This window comes from Rhizobium sp. BK591 (assembly GCF_014195045.1).
Taxonomy (GTDB): domain Bacteria; phylum Pseudomonadota; class Alphaproteobacteria; order Rhizobiales; family Rhizobiaceae; genus Rhizobium; species Rhizobium anhuiense.
Genome location: NZ_JACIAZ010000007.1, coordinates 176,067 through 191,794, shown reverse-complemented (window position 1 = coordinate 191,794; position 15,728 = coordinate 176,067). Strand labels below are relative to the sequence as shown.

The following is a 15,728-nucleotide window of genomic DNA, read 5'->3' as shown; positions in this document are numbered from 1 at the left end:
TGATTTTCGGGAACAGCAAGCCGCACGACGATGCGAGCCGGATAAAAAGAGAAATATGTCGATCAAAGCCAGCATCTATCATCTGACGCATTACACCTATGACAAGCCGGTCCGCCTCGGCCCACAGATCATCCGGCTGAAACCTGCCTCGCATTCGAAGACACGGGTGCTCAGCCACTCGCTGAAGATCACGCCCTCCAACCATTTCGTCAACCTGCAGCAGGATCCCTACGGCAATTACCTTGCCCGCTACGTCTTTCCGGATCCGGTGACGGAGTTCAAGATCGAGGTCGATCTCGTCGCCGACATGACGGTTTATAATCCCTTCGACTTCTTCGTCGAGGAAGAGGCGACCAAGTGGCCCTTCGGATATCCGGAAACGATCCAGGAGGATCTGTCGATCTACATGACGCCGGAGCCGGCCGGCCCGCGCCTGAAGGCGCTGCTGCCGACGCTCGACTGGTCGCCCGGTCAGCCGACGGTCGATATGATCGTCGGCCTGAATGCCCGTCTGCAGCGGCAGATCGGCTATGTCATCCGCATGGAAACCGGCGTGCAGACGCCGGAGGAGACGCTGGAAAGCGCCAAAGGCTCCTGCCGCGACACCAGCTGGCTGCTCGTGCAGATCCTTCGCCATCTCGGCCTGGCCGCCCGCTTCGTTTCCGGTTACCTCATTCAGCTGACGCCTGATCTGAAGGCGCTCGACGGGCCCTCCGGCACCGAAGTCGATTTCACCGACCTGCATGCCTGGGCGGAAGTCTATCTGCCCGGCGCCGGCTGGGTCGGCCTCGATCCGACCTCCGGCCTCTTGACCGGCGAAAGCCATATCCCGCTTGCCGCCACGCCGCATTACCGCAACGCCGCTCCGATCTCCGGCGGTTATTTCGGCGAGGCCGAAACCGAATTCGCCTTCGACATGAAGGTCTCGCGCGTTGCCGAACACCCGCGCATCACCAAGCCCTTCTCCGATGAAAGCTGGGACGAGCTCAACGAACTCGGCGAGAAGGTCGACCGTGTCCTCGAAGCCGAGGACGTGCATCTGACGATGGGCGGCGAGCCGACCTTCGTTTCGATCGACGACTTCCAGTCCGAGGAATGGAACACCGCCGCCGTCGGCCCGACCAAGCGCGAAAAGGCCGACAGCCTGATCCGCCGGCTGCACGAACGCTTCGCCCCCGGCGGCTTCCTGCATTACGGCCAGGGCAAATGGTATCCGGGCGAAAGTCTGCCGCGCTGGACCTTCTCGCTGTACTGGCGCCGCGACGGCAAGCCGATCTGGCAGAACCTCGATCTGGTCGCCGCCGAAGGCAAGGATACCGGTGTTGCGGCCGAGGATGCCGAAAAGCTCCTGACGGCGATCGCCAAGGAACTGGCGATCAAGCCTGACATGGTGCAGCCGGCCTATGAGGATACTGCCGACTGGATTATCAAGGAAGGCAATCTTCCCGACAATGTCGATCCCGCGAATTCGAAACTGAAAGATCCCGAGGAGCGCAACCGCATCGCTCGCGTCTTTGCCCGTGGCCTCACCGTCCCCACAGGTTACCTCCTTCCGGTTCAGGCATGGAACGCCAGGGCGGCCGAAACACGCGTCTGGATCAGCGAGAAATGGCGCACTCGCCGCGGCAAGATCTTCCTCGTTCCAGGCGACAGCCCGATCGGTTACCGCCTGCCGCTCGGCACGCTGCCCTATGTTCCCCCGGCGCGTTATCCCTATATCCACCCCGCCGATCCGACCATCCCGCGCGAACCGCTGCCCGATGTTTTCGTGCCGGCCGGTCGCGCCATGCCGGAAGCCTCCTTCCACGCCGACGAGAGCAATCGCGGCCGCATCGAACAGACGCTCGGTGAAATCGGCGGCGCCGTGCGCACCGCCATGTCGGTCGAGCCGCGCGACGGCAGGCTCTGCGTCTTCATGCCGCCGGTCGAACGCATCGAAGACTATCTCGAGCTGATTGCCGCTGCCGAAAACGCCGCCGCCGAACTCAAGCTTCCCGTCCATATCGAAGGTTATCCGCCGCCGCAGGATGAGCGCATCAACGTCATCCGCGTCGCCCCGGATCCCGGCGTCATCGAGGTCAACATCCATCCGGCATCGAACTGGAAGGAGTGCGTCGATATCACCACGGCGATCTACGAAGAGGCGCGCGCCACCCGTCTCGGCGCCGACAAGTTCATGATCGACGGCCGCCACACCGGCACCGGCGGCGGCAACCACGTCGTCGTCGGCAGCGCCAATCCGAACAATAGTCCCTTCCTGCGCCGTCCCGATCTCTTAAAGAGCGTCGTCCTCCACTGGCAGCGCCATCCCTCGCTCTCCTACCTCTTCTCCGGCATGTTCATCGGGCCGACCAGCCAGGCGCCGCGCATCGACGAGGCCCGTCACGACAGCCTCTACGAGCTGGAGATCGCCATGGCGCAGATCGCTGCCCCCGGCCGCGGCCAGCAGCCGTTGCCCTGGCTCGTCGATCGCCTGTTCCGCAACCTGTTGACCGACGTCACCGGCAACACCCATCGCGCCGAGATCTGCATCGACAAGCTGTTCTCGCCCGAGGGCCCGACCGGACGGCTCGGCCTCATCGAGTTCCGCGGCTTCGAGATGCCGCCGAATGCCCGCATGTCGCTTGCCCAGCAATTGCTGGTGCGGGCACTGATCGCCCGCTTCTGGGTCAATCCCGTCGACGGCAAATTCGTCCGCTGGGGCACGACCCTGCACGACCGTTTCATGCTGCCGCATTTCGTCTGGACCGATTTCCTCGACGTGCTGGCCGACCTTCGCGAAAACGGCTTCGACGTCAGCCCGGAATGGTTCAAGGCCCAGCTTGAATTCCGCTTCCCCTTCTGCGGCGAAGTCGAATATGAGGGCTCGAAGCTGGAACTGCGCCAGGCGCTGGAGCCCTGGCACGTCATGGGTGAGGAAGGCGCGCCGGGCGGCACCGTGCGCTACGTCGACAGCTCTGTCGAACGCCTTCAGGTGCGGCTCGAAACCAGCAATACGGCGCGCTATACCGTCACCTGCAATGGCCGCACCCTGCCGCTGACACCAACCGGCACGTCGGGCGTGTCGGTCGCCGGCGTCCGTTACAAGGCGTGGCAGCCTGCCTCCGGCCTGCATCCCGTCCTGCCGATCAACACACCTTTGACTTTTGACATTTATGATACATGGTCGAAGCGTTCGATCGGCGGCTGCATCTATCATGTTGCCCATCCGGGCGGCCGGACCTATGACACCTTCCCGGTCAACGGCAACGAGGCGGAAGCAAGGCGGCTCGCCCGCTTCGAGCCGTGGGGACATACGGCGGGCGGCTATATCCCGCGCGCCGAGACGGGTTCGCTTGAATTCCCGCTGACGCTGGATCTGCGGCGGCCCGCCGGAATTTAAGGCTGAGGTGAGGGCCGGGGGTTTAGGGCTTGGGTTTTGATGGGTAAGAGGCCGGCAGTGGAACGCAGGGGAGAGGCAGAGGACCGCATCAAGGATGCGGCCTTCGACTATGCGCCGCTTCCTGGTACCGCTGACGAGATGGTCGACAACAAAGGCGTGGTCCGCCCCGTCTGGCAGCGTTTCCTCTCGCATCTGAGCGCAATGCCGGAAAAGGATCTCGCCGAGCGCTTCGCCCGCGCCGACCGCTACCTGCGCGATGCCGGCGTCTTCTACCGCGCCTATGGCAGCAAGGGCACCGGCGAACGCGCCTGGCCGATTTCGCACATCCCCGTGCTGATCGATGAGCGCGAATGGCAGACGCTGTCGGCGGGCCTCGTCCAGCGCGCCGACCTGCTGGAGGCGATCGTTGCCGATATCTACGGCGACAACCGGCTGGTGGAGGAAGGCGTCCTGCCGCCGGCACTGATCGCCGCCAATCCCGAATTCCAGCGACCGCTCGCCGGCATCCGGCCGGGTTCCGGCCACTATCTGCATTTCTGCGCCTTCGAGATCGGCCGCGGACCTGACGGCAACTGGTGGGTGCTGGCCGACAGGACGCAGGCGCCGTCAGGCGCCGGCTTCGCGCTGGAAAGCCGCGTTGCGACGACCCGGGCCTTCTCGGATATCTACGCCGAAACGCCGGTCCACCGCCTCGCCTCCTTCTTCGGCGCCTTCCGCGACGCGCTGCAGGGCATGAAACATTCGGGCGACGACCGCATCGCCGTGCTGACGCCCGGCCCCGCCAACGAGACCTATTACGAGCACGCCTACATCGCACGCTACCTCGGCTTCATGCTGCTCGAGGGCGAGGACCTCACCGTCGTCAAGGGCCGCGTCATGGTGCGCACCGTCGCCGGCCTGAAGCCGATCGGCGTGCTCTGGCGCCGTCTCGATTCGGCCTTTGCCGACCCGCTGGAGTTGAACCAGAATTCGCATATCGGCACGCCCGGCCTCGTGGAAGCGCTGCGCGCCGAAAGCGTCACCATCGTCAATGCGCTCGGCACCGGGGTTCTCGAAACCCGGGCGCTTCTGGCCTTCATGCCGACCATCTGTCGCCGCCTGCTGGGCGAGGATCTGCACCTCCCCTCGATCGCCACCTGGTGGTGCGGCCAGAAGGAAGAGCGCGAGCACGTCGCAAAAAACATCGAGAAGATGGTGATCGGCCCGGCCTATTCCCGGGCACCCTTCTTCGACGACAACGGCGAATCCGTGCTCGGCTCGTCGCTGCGTGCGACGGCCAAGGATTCCATCACCGACTGGCTGAGTTCGGACGGCCCGAAACTGGTCGGCCAGGAAGTCGTCACGCTCTCGACCACGCCCGCCTGGGTGGACGGCAAGCTCGTGCCGCGGCCGATGTCGCTGCGCGTTTTCGCCGCCCGCACGGCAAACGGCTGGCAGATCATGCCCGGCGGTTTTGCCCGTATCGGCTCCGGCGCCGATGTCGCGGCGATCGCCATGCAGTCGGGCGGCGCGGCCGCCGACGTCTGGATCGTCAGCGACAAGCCGGTCGAACGCCACACGCTGCTGCCGGCCGAGGGCAGCTTCACCCGCAACATGCCGGGCAGCTTGCCGAGCCGGGCGGCCGACAATCTGTTCTGGCTCGGCCGTTACATCGAACGCGCCGAAGGGGCGCTGCGCATCCTGCGCGCCTGGCATGCACGTTTCGCCGAAGCCGCCGATCCAAGCCAGCCGCTGCTAGCCGATGTCTCCGAATATCTGACGGCCGTCGATATCGATACCGCCGAACCCGTGCCGGAAACGCTCCTGCGCAACATCGACAGCGCCGTTTATTCGGCAAGCAACATCCGCGACCGTTTCTCGCCGGACGGCTGGCTGGCCCTCAACGACCTCGCCAAGACCGCCCGCCGCTTTCACGTCACCGTCTCTGCCGGCGATGACGCCAGCCATGCGATGACGATCCTTCTGCGCAAGCTCGCGGGCTTCGCCGGCCTTGTGCACGAGAACATGTACCGCTTCACCGGCTGGCGCTTCCTCTCGCTCGGCCGCTATATCGAGCGCGGCCTGCACATGACGCGCCTGCTCGGCCACATGTCCGGCCCGGAAGCGCCGGACGGCGCCCTCGACATGCTGCTCGAGATCGGCGACAGCGTCATGACCCACCGCCGCCGCTACAACGTCAACACGGCGCGGCTGACGGTCACCGACCTCTTGGCGCTCGACCCCCTCAACCCGCGCTCGGTCCTCTTCCAGGTGAACGAGATCCACCACGAGGTCGAGCAGTTGCCCAATGCCCTGATCAACGGCCAGATGTCACCCTTCTACCGCGAAGCGATGCGGCTCCATTCCGGCCTGGCGGTGATGACCCCGGAGGGCATGGGTGTCGAGGTCTATCAACGGCTCGAACGCGAACTGGAACAGCTTTCCGATCTGCTCGCCCAGACCTATCTCGGGTGACATCAATGCTCTACGATCTCACTCTCCGCATGGGTTACAGCTACGACGTGCCGGCCTCCGGCGCCCGCCACGTCATGCGGCTGATGCCGCTGTCGCTGACCAACCGCCAGCGCCTGGTCGCCGGCTCGATCACCGTCTCGCCGACGCCGGATGAGCAGGCGCATTTCGTCGATTTCTTCCATCATCCCGCCACCTCCTTCATGCTGCGTGCGCCGCACGAAACACTCGACATTCGCATGCAGGCCCGCGTGCAGGTGGAAAGCCAGCCGATCGCCGCCGATTTCTCGCCGCTGCTTGCCGACCTGCCGGAGGAGATATCAGGCATCTGGTCGTTGGCACCGGATTCGCCGCACCACTTCCTTGGCGACAGCCCGCGCCTCACCCAGGCACGCGAGATCAGCGACTATGCGCGAGGCTGTGCCCTGCCGACGCTGACAGCCATGCAGATCGCCCATGCGCTCTGTGCCCGCATCAACAAGGATTTCACCTATGATCCCGATGCGACGACGGTGGACACGACACCGCTCGAGGCGTTCCGATTGAAGCGCGGCGTCTGCCAGGATTTCACCCACATCATGATCCTGGCGCTTCGAAGCCTCGGCATTCCGGCCGGCTACGTCTCCGGCTTCCTGCGCACCATCCCGCCACCCGGCAAGGAGCGGCTGGAAGGGGCCGACGCCATGCATGCCTGGGTGCGGATCTGGTGCGGCGAGACGATCGGCTGGATCGAACTCGACCCGACCAACAACATCCCCGCTGGCATGGACCACATCGTCGTCGCCTATGGCCGGGACTATTCCGACGTCGTTCCCGTCATCGGCGTGCTGAAAAGCTATGGCGGCCAGCGCGCTGTCCAGGCGGTCGACGTCATCCCGCTGAAATAATCCCAAAACTGGAAAAATCCGCCGATTCGTTAAAATTCTATTGACGCCGTAAGGCCCGCGGAAAGGAGAGACGTGCCTAATATCACCTCACAGGGTTTCCAGTTGGGTGAACATGATGAGCACCTCCTTTTTGCATCCCTGCCTGCGTCGCATGTTGAGCGACCGTGGCGGTAATTTCGGTATGATGACGGCTATCCTGCTGCCCGTCCTTTTCGGAGCAGCCGGCATGGCGATCCAGGTGGGCGATATGCTGCTCTCGAAGCAGCAGTTGCAGGAGGCCGCTGATTCGGCGGCGCTCGCGACCGCCACCGCCCTGGCGAACGGCACGATCCAAACGTCGCAGGCCGAGGCCTTTGCGCAGAATTTCGTTGCCGGGCAAATGGCGAATTACCTGCAGAGCGGCACCGATATCAAGAACACGACGAGCGTCAGTGTCCAGACGACGACATCGGGCAAGTCGACATCCTATCAGGTGACGGTTTCACCGAGTTACGACCTCACGGTCAACCCGCTGATGCAGGCGGTCGGCTTCAGCACGCAGCATCTCTCGACGTCAGGCACGACGGTCGGTGGTCACTCACAGACCCAGGGCTCGATCTCTATGTTCCTCGCACTCGATAAGTCGGGGTCGATGGGAGAGGATACCGCGACCCTCACGACGGAATCGTACACCTACAAATGCAACCCTCACCCCAACAAAAACGGTAAGACAATCTACGACACCTGCACCGGCACGCGTACGCGTTATTACACAAAGATAGAAGCGCTGAAGCTCGCCGCCGACAAACTCTTTGGTCAGCTCGATAGCGCGGATCCCAATGCCGAATATGTGCGCACAGGCGCGGTATCCTATGATATTGTTGAATACCCCGCCAGCAGCCTCGCCTGGGGAACTGCCGCTGTCACGAGCTATGTCAACGCGCTTCAGTCGGGAGGTGGCACGAATTCCAGCGGCGCAGTGAACACGGCTTACACGTCTCTCACCGCCAAGAACGCCGCGGGCAATGACGCCGAAGACGCCGCCCACCGGCAGAAGACCGGGCAAGTGCCCAAGAAGTACATCGTCTTTATGACCGACGGCGACAATAACAATGATAGCGGCGGCGGCCGTTCCTACGACACCGCGACGAAGAAGACATGCGACGACGCGAAATCTAAAGGCATCGAAATCTATACGATTGCCTTTATGGCACCCGCAGGCGGACAGGCGCTGTTGCATTATTGCGCCTCCGACGACTCCCATTATTTCCAGGCTGAAAAAATGGAAGACCTCCTTGCGGCCTTTCAGGCGATCGGTGCGAAAGCCTCCGCTCAGCTGACACGTCTGACGAACTGAGCATACCGCTACGAAAAAGGGCAAAGGAAAAGCCGCTCCGGAACAAACCGGCGCGGCTTTTCGTTATTCTCGTCCAACCCCATCTGATCGGGAAAAGCGATTGAAATCAATACCCTCAAGCCCCGTGAATATGAAGGTTTCGCAAATTTTTCGTTTGTCCAAATCCTTTGTTGCAAGTGCTTCCTAACGATGCATAAACTGTCGGAGCACAGGCGACAAATCGATTAAATCAGGCATAACATCCTGAAACCAAATTAAAATTGGCGAGATCTGACCATGAATACCGTTTCCAAGCCGGTTATCCCCTCTCCCGCTCCCCGCAGTTCAAGGCCGGAAATTCTCGCCGAAGAAATCATCGAACGCCTGACCTACCGCATCGGCAAGGACGCCAAGGTGGCAAAGCCGCATGACTGGCTGACGGCGACGATCCTGGTGGTCCGCGACCGCATCATCGATCGGTGGATGGCCTCCACCCGCGAGGTTTATGCGACCGGCGCCAAGCGCGTCTATTATCTCTCCCTCGAATTCCTGATCGGCCGCCTGATGCGCGACGCCGTCTCGAACCTCGGCCTGATGGAGGAGGTGCGCGATGCCCTCGCCTCGCTCGGCGTCGACGTCAACGTCATCGCCGGGCTGGAGCCGGATGCCGCACTCGGCAACGGCGGCCTCGGTCGTCTGGCGGCCTGTTTCATGGAAAGCATGGCAACCGTCGACGTGCCCGCCTATGGTTACGGCATCCGCTATGTCCACGGCCTGTTTCGCCAGCAGATGGCCGACGGCTGGCAGGTGGAACTGCCGGAAAACTGGCTCGCCCACGGCAATCCCTGGGAGTTCGAGCGCCGCGAAAGCTCCTATGAAATCGGCTTCGGCGGCGCCGTCGAATTCATCACCACCCATGACGACCAGCCGCGCTACGTCTGGAAACCGGCCGAGCGCGTCATCGCCGCCGCCTTCGACACGCCGGCCGTCGGCTGGCGCGGCAAGCGCGTCAACACGCTGCGCCTCTGGTCGGCGCAGCCGATCGATCCGATCCTGCTCGATGCCTTCAACGCCGGCGACCACATCGGAGCGCTGCGTGAAAGCAACAAGGCCGAAAGCCTGACCCGGGTTCTCTATCCCGCCGACGCCACCCCGGCCGGTCAGGAACTGCGCCTGCGCCAGGAATTCTTCTTCTCGTCGGCCTCGCTGCAGGACATCCTGCGCCGCCATCTGCAGCAATATGACGATTTCACCTCGCTGCCGGACAAGGTGGCAATCCAGCTGAACGACACCCATCCCGCCGTCTCGGTCGCCGAACTCATGCGCCTGCTCTGTGACGTCCACGGAATGGATTTCGACCAGGCCTGGGAAATCACCCGCCATACCTTCTCCTACACCAACCACACACTTCTGCCCGAAGCGCTGGAAAGTTGGTCGGTGCCGCTGTTCGAGCGTCTGCTGCCGCGCCACATGCAGATCATCTATGCGATCAATGCCAAGATCCTGATCGACGCGCGCAAGGGCAAGAATTTCACCGATGGGGAAATCCGCTCGATCTCGCTGATCGATGAAAGCGGCGACCGCCGCGTGCGCATGGGCAACCTCGCTTTCGTCGGCTCGCATTCGATCAACGGCGTCTCGGCCCTGCACACCGACCTGATGAAGGTCACGGTCTTTGCCGACCTGCACAAGCTCTATCCCGACCGTATCAACAACAAGACCAACGGCATCACGCCGCGCCGCTGGCTGCAGCAGTGCAATCCGGGTCTCACCAGCCTGATTCGCGAGGCGATCGGCGACGAATTCCTTGACGATGCCGAGAAGCTGACGCCGCTCGACAAGTTCGCCTCCGACCCGACCTTCCAGCAGAAGTTCGCCGCGGTGAAGCGGGCCAACAAGGTAGCGCTCTCCAATCTCGTTGCCAGCCGCATGGGCGTGAAGCTTGATCCCTCGGCGATGTTCGACATCCAGATCAAGCGCATCCACGAATACAAGCGCCAGCTGCTGAACATCATCGAGGCCGTCGCGCTCTACGACCAGATCCGCTCGCATCCGGAGTTGGATTGGGTGCCGCGTGTAAAACTCTTCGCCGGCAAGGCAGCGCCGAGTTATTACAATGCCAAGCTGATCATCAAGCTGATCAACGACGTCGCCCGCACGATCAACAACGACCCGTCGGTCCGCGGCCTCCTGAAGGTCGTCTTCGTACCGAACTACAATGTTTCGCTCGCCGAAGTCATGGTTCCGGCCGCCGACCTGTCCGAGCAGATTTCGACCGCCGGCATGGAAGCATCCGGCACCGGCAACATGAAGTTCGGCCTCAACGGCGCACTGACGATCGGCACGCTCGATGGCGCCAATGTCGAGATGCGCGACAATGTCGGCGAGGACAACATCGTCATCTTCGGCCTCAAGGCCGACGAGGTGTCGAAGGTCCGCAGTGATGGCCACAATCCCCGCGCCATCATCGAGGGGTCGCGCGAGCTCGCCCAGGCGCTCGCCGCCATCGGCTCCGGCGTCTTCTCGCCTGATGACCGCAATCGCTACACCGCACTGATCGACGGCATCTATTCGCACGACTGGTTCATGGTCGCCGCCGATTTCGACGCCTATGCCCAGGCACAGCGCGAAGTCGACCAGATCTGGACCAACCAGTCCGCCTGGTACACAAAGACGATCAACAATACGGCGCGGATGGGCTGGTTTTCTTCCGACCGTACGATCAGGCAATATGCAGACGAAATCTGGAGAGCCGGATGAAAACGCCGAAAACCGTCCCTGAAGTAAAGCTTTCCTGGGAAATTTCGGCAGATGAAATCGCGGCGATCCTTGCCGGCTCGCATTCCAATCCCTTTGCCGTCCTCGGTGTGCACCAGGCCGGCGACGTTTTCGTCGCCCGGTGTTTCATCCCGGGCGCCGAGGAAGTGACCGCCATGACGCTCGATGGCAGCGTCATCGGCGAGTTGAAACAGCTCCATGCCGACGGCGTCTTCGCCGGCCCGGTTTCCCTGACCAAGCTCCAGCCGGTGCGCTATCGCGCCCGGCGCGGCGATGCCGAATGGGCTGTCACCGATCCTTACAGTTTCGGTCCGGTGCTCGGGCCGATGGACGATTATTTCGCCCGCCAGGGCTCGCACCTGCGGCTGTTCGACAAGATGGGCGCCCATCTCATCAAGCATGATGGCGCCCAGGGTATCCATTTCGCCGTCTGGGCCCCGAATGCGCAGCGCGTCTCGGTCGTCGGCGATTTCAACAATTGGGACGGCCGCCGCCACGTGATGCGCTTCCGCGCCGATAGCGGCATCTGGGAAATCTTCGCCCCGGATGTGCCGATCGGCGTTGGCTACAAGTTCGAGATCCGCGGCCAGGATGGCGTATTGCTGCCCCTGAAAGCCGACCCCTTCGCGCGGCGCAGCGAACTCCGGCCGAAGACCGCCTCCATCACCGCCGCCGAACTGGTGCAGGAGTGGGAAGACGAAGCCCACCTCAAGCACTGGCGCGAAACCGACAAGCGCCGCCAGCCGATCTCGATCTACGAGGTGCATGCCGCCTCCTGGCAGCGCCGGCAGGACGGCACGATGCTGTCCTGGGACGAGCTCGCCTCCAGCCTCATCCCCTATTGCGCCGATATGGGCTTCACCCATATCGAGTTCCTGCCGATCACCGAGCACCCCTACGACCCCTCCTGGGGTTACCAGACGACCGGCCTCTACGCGCCGACCGCTCGTTTCGGCGAACCGGAAGGTTTCGCCCGTTTCGTCAACGGCTGCCACAAGGTCGGCATCGGCGTCATTCTCGACTGGGTGCCGGCGCATTTCCCGACCGACGAACACGGCCTCGGCTGGTTCGACGGTACCGCACTCTACGAGCACGAAGACCCGCGCAAGGGCTTCCATCCCGACTGGAGCACGGCGATCTACAATTTCGGCCGCACCGAGGTCGTTTCCTATCTCGTCAACAATGCGCTTTACTGGGCCGAAAAATTCCATCTCGACGGCCTGCGCGTCGATGCCGTCGCCTCGATGCTCTATCTCGATTATTCGCGCAAACACGGCGAATGGATCCCCAACGAATATGGTGGCAACGAGAACCTCGAAGCGGTCCGCTTTCTGCAGGATCTCAACATCCGCATCTACGGCCAGCATTCCAACGTCATGACCATCGCCGAGGAATCGACCTCCTGGCCGAAGGTCTCGCAGCCCGTTCATGAAGGCGGCCTGGGCTTCGGCTTCAAGTGGAACATGGGCTTCATGCATGACACGCTGAGCTACATGAGCCGCGATCCCATCTACCGCGGGCACCATCACAACGAGCTGACCTTCGGCCTGCTCTACGCCTATTCGGAAAATTTCGTCCTGCCGCTCTCGCATGACGAGGTCGTCCATGGAAAAGGTTCGCTGATCGCCAAGATGCCGGGCGACGACTGGCAGAAATTCGCCAATCTGCGCGCCTACTACGCCTATATGTGGGGCTATCCCGGCAAGAAGCTCTTGTTCATGGGCCAGGAATTCGCCCAGTGGAGCGAGTGGAGCGAGGAGAAGTCGCTCGACTGGAACCTGCTTCAGTATCGTATGCACGAGGGCATGCGGCGCCTGGTGCGCGACCTCAATTTCACCTATCGCAGCAAGCCGGCTCTGCATGAGCGTGACTGCGAAGGCGAAGGCTTCGAATGGCTGGTCGCCGACGACCATCAGAATTCCGTCTTTGCCTGGCTGCGCAAGGCGCCGGGCCAGAAGCCGGTCGCCGTCATCACCAATTTCACCCCTGTCTACCGCGAGAACTACTCGATCCGCCTGCCGTCCGCAGGCCGCTGGCGGGAAATCCTGAACACCGATGCCGACATCTACGGCGGCAGCGGCAAGGGCAATGGCGGGCGCGTGCAGGCCGTCGATGCCGGCGGCAACATCACCTGCTCGATCACCTTGCCGCCCTTGGCGACAATCATGCTTGAACCTGAAAATTAGTGACTGGTGGGAGGAGAAAATGGTAGAAAAACGCGTTCAGCCACTTGCCCGCGATGCAATGGCTTATGTTCTGGCGGGCGGTAGGGGAAGCCGTCTCAAGGAACTCACCGACCGGCGTGCCAAGCCGGCCGTCTATTTCGGCGGCAAGGCTCGCATCATCGATTTCGCCCTGTCGAACGCCCTGAATTCCGGTATCCGCCGCATCGGCGTCGCCACGCAATACAAGGCGCATTCGCTGATCCGCCACATGCAGCGTGGCTGGAACTTCTTCCGCCCCGAGCGCAACGAGAGCTTCGACATCCTGCCCGCCAGCCAGCGCGTCTCCGAGACGCAATGGTACGAGGGCACCGCCGACGCCGTCTATCAGAACATCGACATCATCCAGGATTACGGCGTCGAATACATGGTCGTGCTTGCCGGCGACCACGTCTACAAGATGGACTATGAATGGATGCTGCAGCAGCACGTCGATTCCGGCGCCGACGTCACCATCGGCTGCCTGGAAGTGCCGCGCATGGAAGCGACCGGCTTCGGTGTCATGCATGTCAACGCGAAGGACGAGATCATCGCCTTCGTCGAGAAGCCGGCCGATCCGCCGCCCATTCCCGACAAGCCGGATTTCGCCCTCGCCTCGATGGGCATCTACGTCTTCCACACCAAGTTCCTGCTCGATGCGCTGCGCCGCGACGCCGCCGATCCGAACTCGAGCCGCGACTTCGGCAAGGACATCATCCCCTATATCGTCAAGAACGGTAAGGCGGTCGCCCACCGCTTCGCCAAGTCCTGCGTCCGGTCCGATTTCGAGCACGAGCCTTACTGGCGCGACGTCGGCACGATCGACGCCTATTGGCAGGCCAATATCGACCTGACGGCGATCGTTCCGGAGCTCGACATCTACGACAAGTCCTGGCCGATCTGGACCTATGCCGAGATCACCCCGCCGGCGAAATTCGTCCATGACGACGAGGATCGCCGCGGCTCGGCCACCTCCTCCGTCGTATCGGGCGACTGCATCATCTCCGGCGCCAGCCTGAACAACAGCCTGCTCTTCACCGGTGTCAGGGCCAACTCCTTCTCCAAGATGGAAGGCGCCGTCATCCTGCCGAACGTAAAGATCGGACGGCGCGCGCAGCTCAAGAATGTGGTGATCGACCATGGTGTCGTCATTCCGGAAGGCTTGGTTGTCGGCGAGGATCCCGAGCTCGACGCCAAGCGTTTCCGGCGGACGGAAAGCGGCATCTGCCTGATCACGCAACCGATGATCGACAAGCTGGATATCTGACTTATGAAAGTTCTTTCGGTTTCGTCCGAAGTCTTCCCTTTGATCAAGACAGGGGGCCTGGCCGATGTGTCAGGCGCCCTGCCGATTACTCTCAAAGCCTTCGGGGTCGAGACCAAGACCCTTCTGCCCGGCTATCCCGCCGTCATGAAGGTCATTCGCAACCCGGTCGCCAGGCTCGAATTCGCCGACCTGCTCGGCGAGCGGGCGACGGTGCTCGAGGTTGAGCACGAAGGCCTCGATCTGCTCATCCTCGATGCGCCGGCCTATTACGACAGGCCGGGCGGCCCCTATCTCGATCCGCTCGGCAAGGACTATCCGGACAACTGGCGCCGGTTTGCCGCTCTGTCGCTTGCCGCCTCCGAGATTGCCGCCGGCCTGATGCCCGGGTGGCGGCCGGATCTCGTCCACACCCACGACTGGCAGGCGGCGCTGACGTCGGTCTATATGCGCTATTACCCGACGCCGGAACTGCCGAGCGTGCTGACCATCCACAATATCGCCTTCCAGGGCCAGTTCGGTTCCGAGATCTTTCCCGGCCTGCGCCTGCCCGCCCATGCCTTTGCCACCGAAAGCATCGAATATTACGGCACTGTCGGCTTCCTCAAGGGCGGCCTCAAGACCGCTCATGCGATCACGACGGTCAGCCCGACCTATGCCGATGAGATCCTGACCTCGGAATTCGGCATGGGGCTCGAGGGCGTCATCGCCAGCCGCATCGACAATCTGCACGGCATCGTCAACGGCATCGACACCGATGTCTGGAACCCGGCGACCGATCCCGTCGTCCACACCCATTACGGCCCGACGACGCTCAAGAACCGCGAGGAGAACCGTCGCTCGATCGCCGAATTCTTCCATCTCGACAATGACGACGCCCCGATCTTCTGCGTCATCAGCCGTCTCACTTGGCAGAAGGGCATGGATATCGTCGCCAACGTCGCCGATGAGATCGTCGCCATGGGCGGCAAGCTCGTCGTGCTCGGCTCCGGTGAAGCGGCGCTTGAAGGCGCGCTGCTCGCCTCCGCCAGCCGCCATCCCGGCCGCATCGGCGTCTCGATCGGTTATAACGAGCCGATGTCGCACCTGATGCAGGCCGGCTGCGATGCGATCATCATCCCCTCGCGCTTCGAACCCTGCGGCCTGACCCAGCTTTACGGGCTGCGTTACGGCTGCGTGCCGATCGTCGCCCGCACCGGCGGATTGAATGACACGGTGATCGACGCCAATCACGCCGCACTTGCAGCGAAAGTCGCAACCGGCATACAATTTGCCCCCGTGACAGAAACAGGCATGCTACAGGCAATCCGCCGTGCGATGCATTTTTACCAGGACCGAAAACTCTGGACCCAATTGCAAAAGCAGGGCATGAAATCGGATGTCTCCTGGGAGAAGAGCGCCGAACGCTACGCTGCCCTCTATTCAAGCCTCGTCTCGAAAGGCATGTGAC

General features: G+C 62.5%; 8 protein-coding genes. All 8 read left to right on the top strand.

Features of this window, described 5'->3' with window-relative positions; translation table 11 throughout:
• Positions 1 to 55 precede the first annotated feature (55 nt).
• The gene (locus FHX10_RS27925) at positions 56 to 3,382 is read left to right on the top strand and encodes a DUF2126 domain-containing protein (protein ID WP_063475323.1); all 3,327 of its coding nucleotides are present in this window, start codon (positions 56 to 58) and stop codon (positions 3,380 to 3,382) included.
• Between the two features lie 39 nt (positions 3,383 to 3,421).
• Positions 3,422 to 5,836, top strand: coding sequence for a circularly permuted type 2 ATP-grasp protein (locus tag FHX10_RS27920; protein ID WP_047616384.1), 2,415 nt, complete (start codon positions 3,422 to 3,424; stop codon positions 5,834 to 5,836).
• Between the two features lie 5 nt (positions 5,837 to 5,841).
• Complete coding sequence (locus tag FHX10_RS27915) at positions 5,842 to 6,720, top strand: transglutaminase domain-containing protein (protein WP_063475322.1); 879 nt, start codon at positions 5,842 to 5,844, stop codon at positions 6,718 to 6,720.
• A 115-nt stretch (positions 6,721 to 6,835) separates the two neighbouring features.
• Entirely contained in the window at positions 6,836 to 8,056 is a 1,221-nt protein-coding gene (locus tag FHX10_RS27910) for a TadE/TadG family type IV pilus assembly protein (RefSeq protein WP_063475321.1), read from the top strand.
• A gap of 276 nt (positions 8,057 to 8,332) precedes the next feature.
• A complete protein-coding gene (locus tag FHX10_RS27905) occupies positions 8,333 to 10,795 on the top strand; it encodes a glycogen/starch/alpha-glucan phosphorylase (RefSeq protein WP_063475320.1) in 2,463 nt (820 codons plus the stop codon).
• Entirely contained in the window at positions 10,792 to 12,999 is a 2,208-nt protein-coding gene (gene glgB / locus FHX10_RS27900) for a 1,4-alpha-glucan branching protein GlgB (protein WP_063475319.1), read from the top strand. Before FHX10_RS27905 ends, glgB begins: the two co-directional genes overlap by 4 nt.
• Positions 13,000 to 13,018: 19 nt before the next feature.
• Entirely contained in the window at positions 13,019 to 14,281 is a 1,263-nt protein-coding gene (glgC, locus tag FHX10_RS27895; protein ID WP_028756864.1) for a glucose-1-phosphate adenylyltransferase, read from the top strand.
• Between the two features lie 3 nt (positions 14,282 to 14,284).
• Complete coding sequence (gene glgA, locus FHX10_RS27890) at positions 14,285 to 15,727, top strand: glycogen synthase GlgA (protein ID WP_063475318.1); 1,443 nt, start codon at positions 14,285 to 14,287, stop codon at positions 15,725 to 15,727.
• Position 15,728: the final 1 nt, after the last annotated feature.

What these genes read in the sequence shown, in the direction of transcription:
- FHX10_RS27925 (WP_063475323.1), top strand. Translation starts at nt 56, where the DNA reads ATGTCGATCAAAGCCAGCATCTATCATCTGACGCATTACACCTATGAC.
- FHX10_RS27920 (WP_047616384.1), top strand. Translation starts at nt 3,422, where the DNA reads ATGGGTAAGAGGCCGGCAGTGGAACGCAGGGGAGAGGCAGAGGACCGC.
- FHX10_RS27915 (WP_063475322.1), top strand. Translation starts at nt 5,842, where the DNA reads ATGCTCTACGATCTCACTCTCCGCATGGGTTACAGCTACGACGTGCCG.
- FHX10_RS27910 (WP_063475321.1), top strand. Translation starts at nt 6,836, where the DNA reads ATGAGCACCTCCTTTTTGCATCCCTGCCTGCGTCGCATGTTGAGCGAC.
- FHX10_RS27905 (WP_063475320.1), top strand. Translation starts at nt 8,333, where the DNA reads ATGAATACCGTTTCCAAGCCGGTTATCCCCTCTCCCGCTCCCCGCAGT.
- glgB (WP_063475319.1), top strand. Translation starts at nt 10,792, where the DNA reads ATGAAAACGCCGAAAACCGTCCCTGAAGTAAAGCTTTCCTGGGAAATT.
- glgC (WP_028756864.1), top strand. Translation starts at nt 13,019, where the DNA reads ATGGTAGAAAAACGCGTTCAGCCACTTGCCCGCGATGCAATGGCTTAT.
- glgA (WP_063475318.1), top strand. Translation starts at nt 14,285, where the DNA reads ATGAAAGTTCTTTCGGTTTCGTCCGAAGTCTTCCCTTTGATCAAGACA.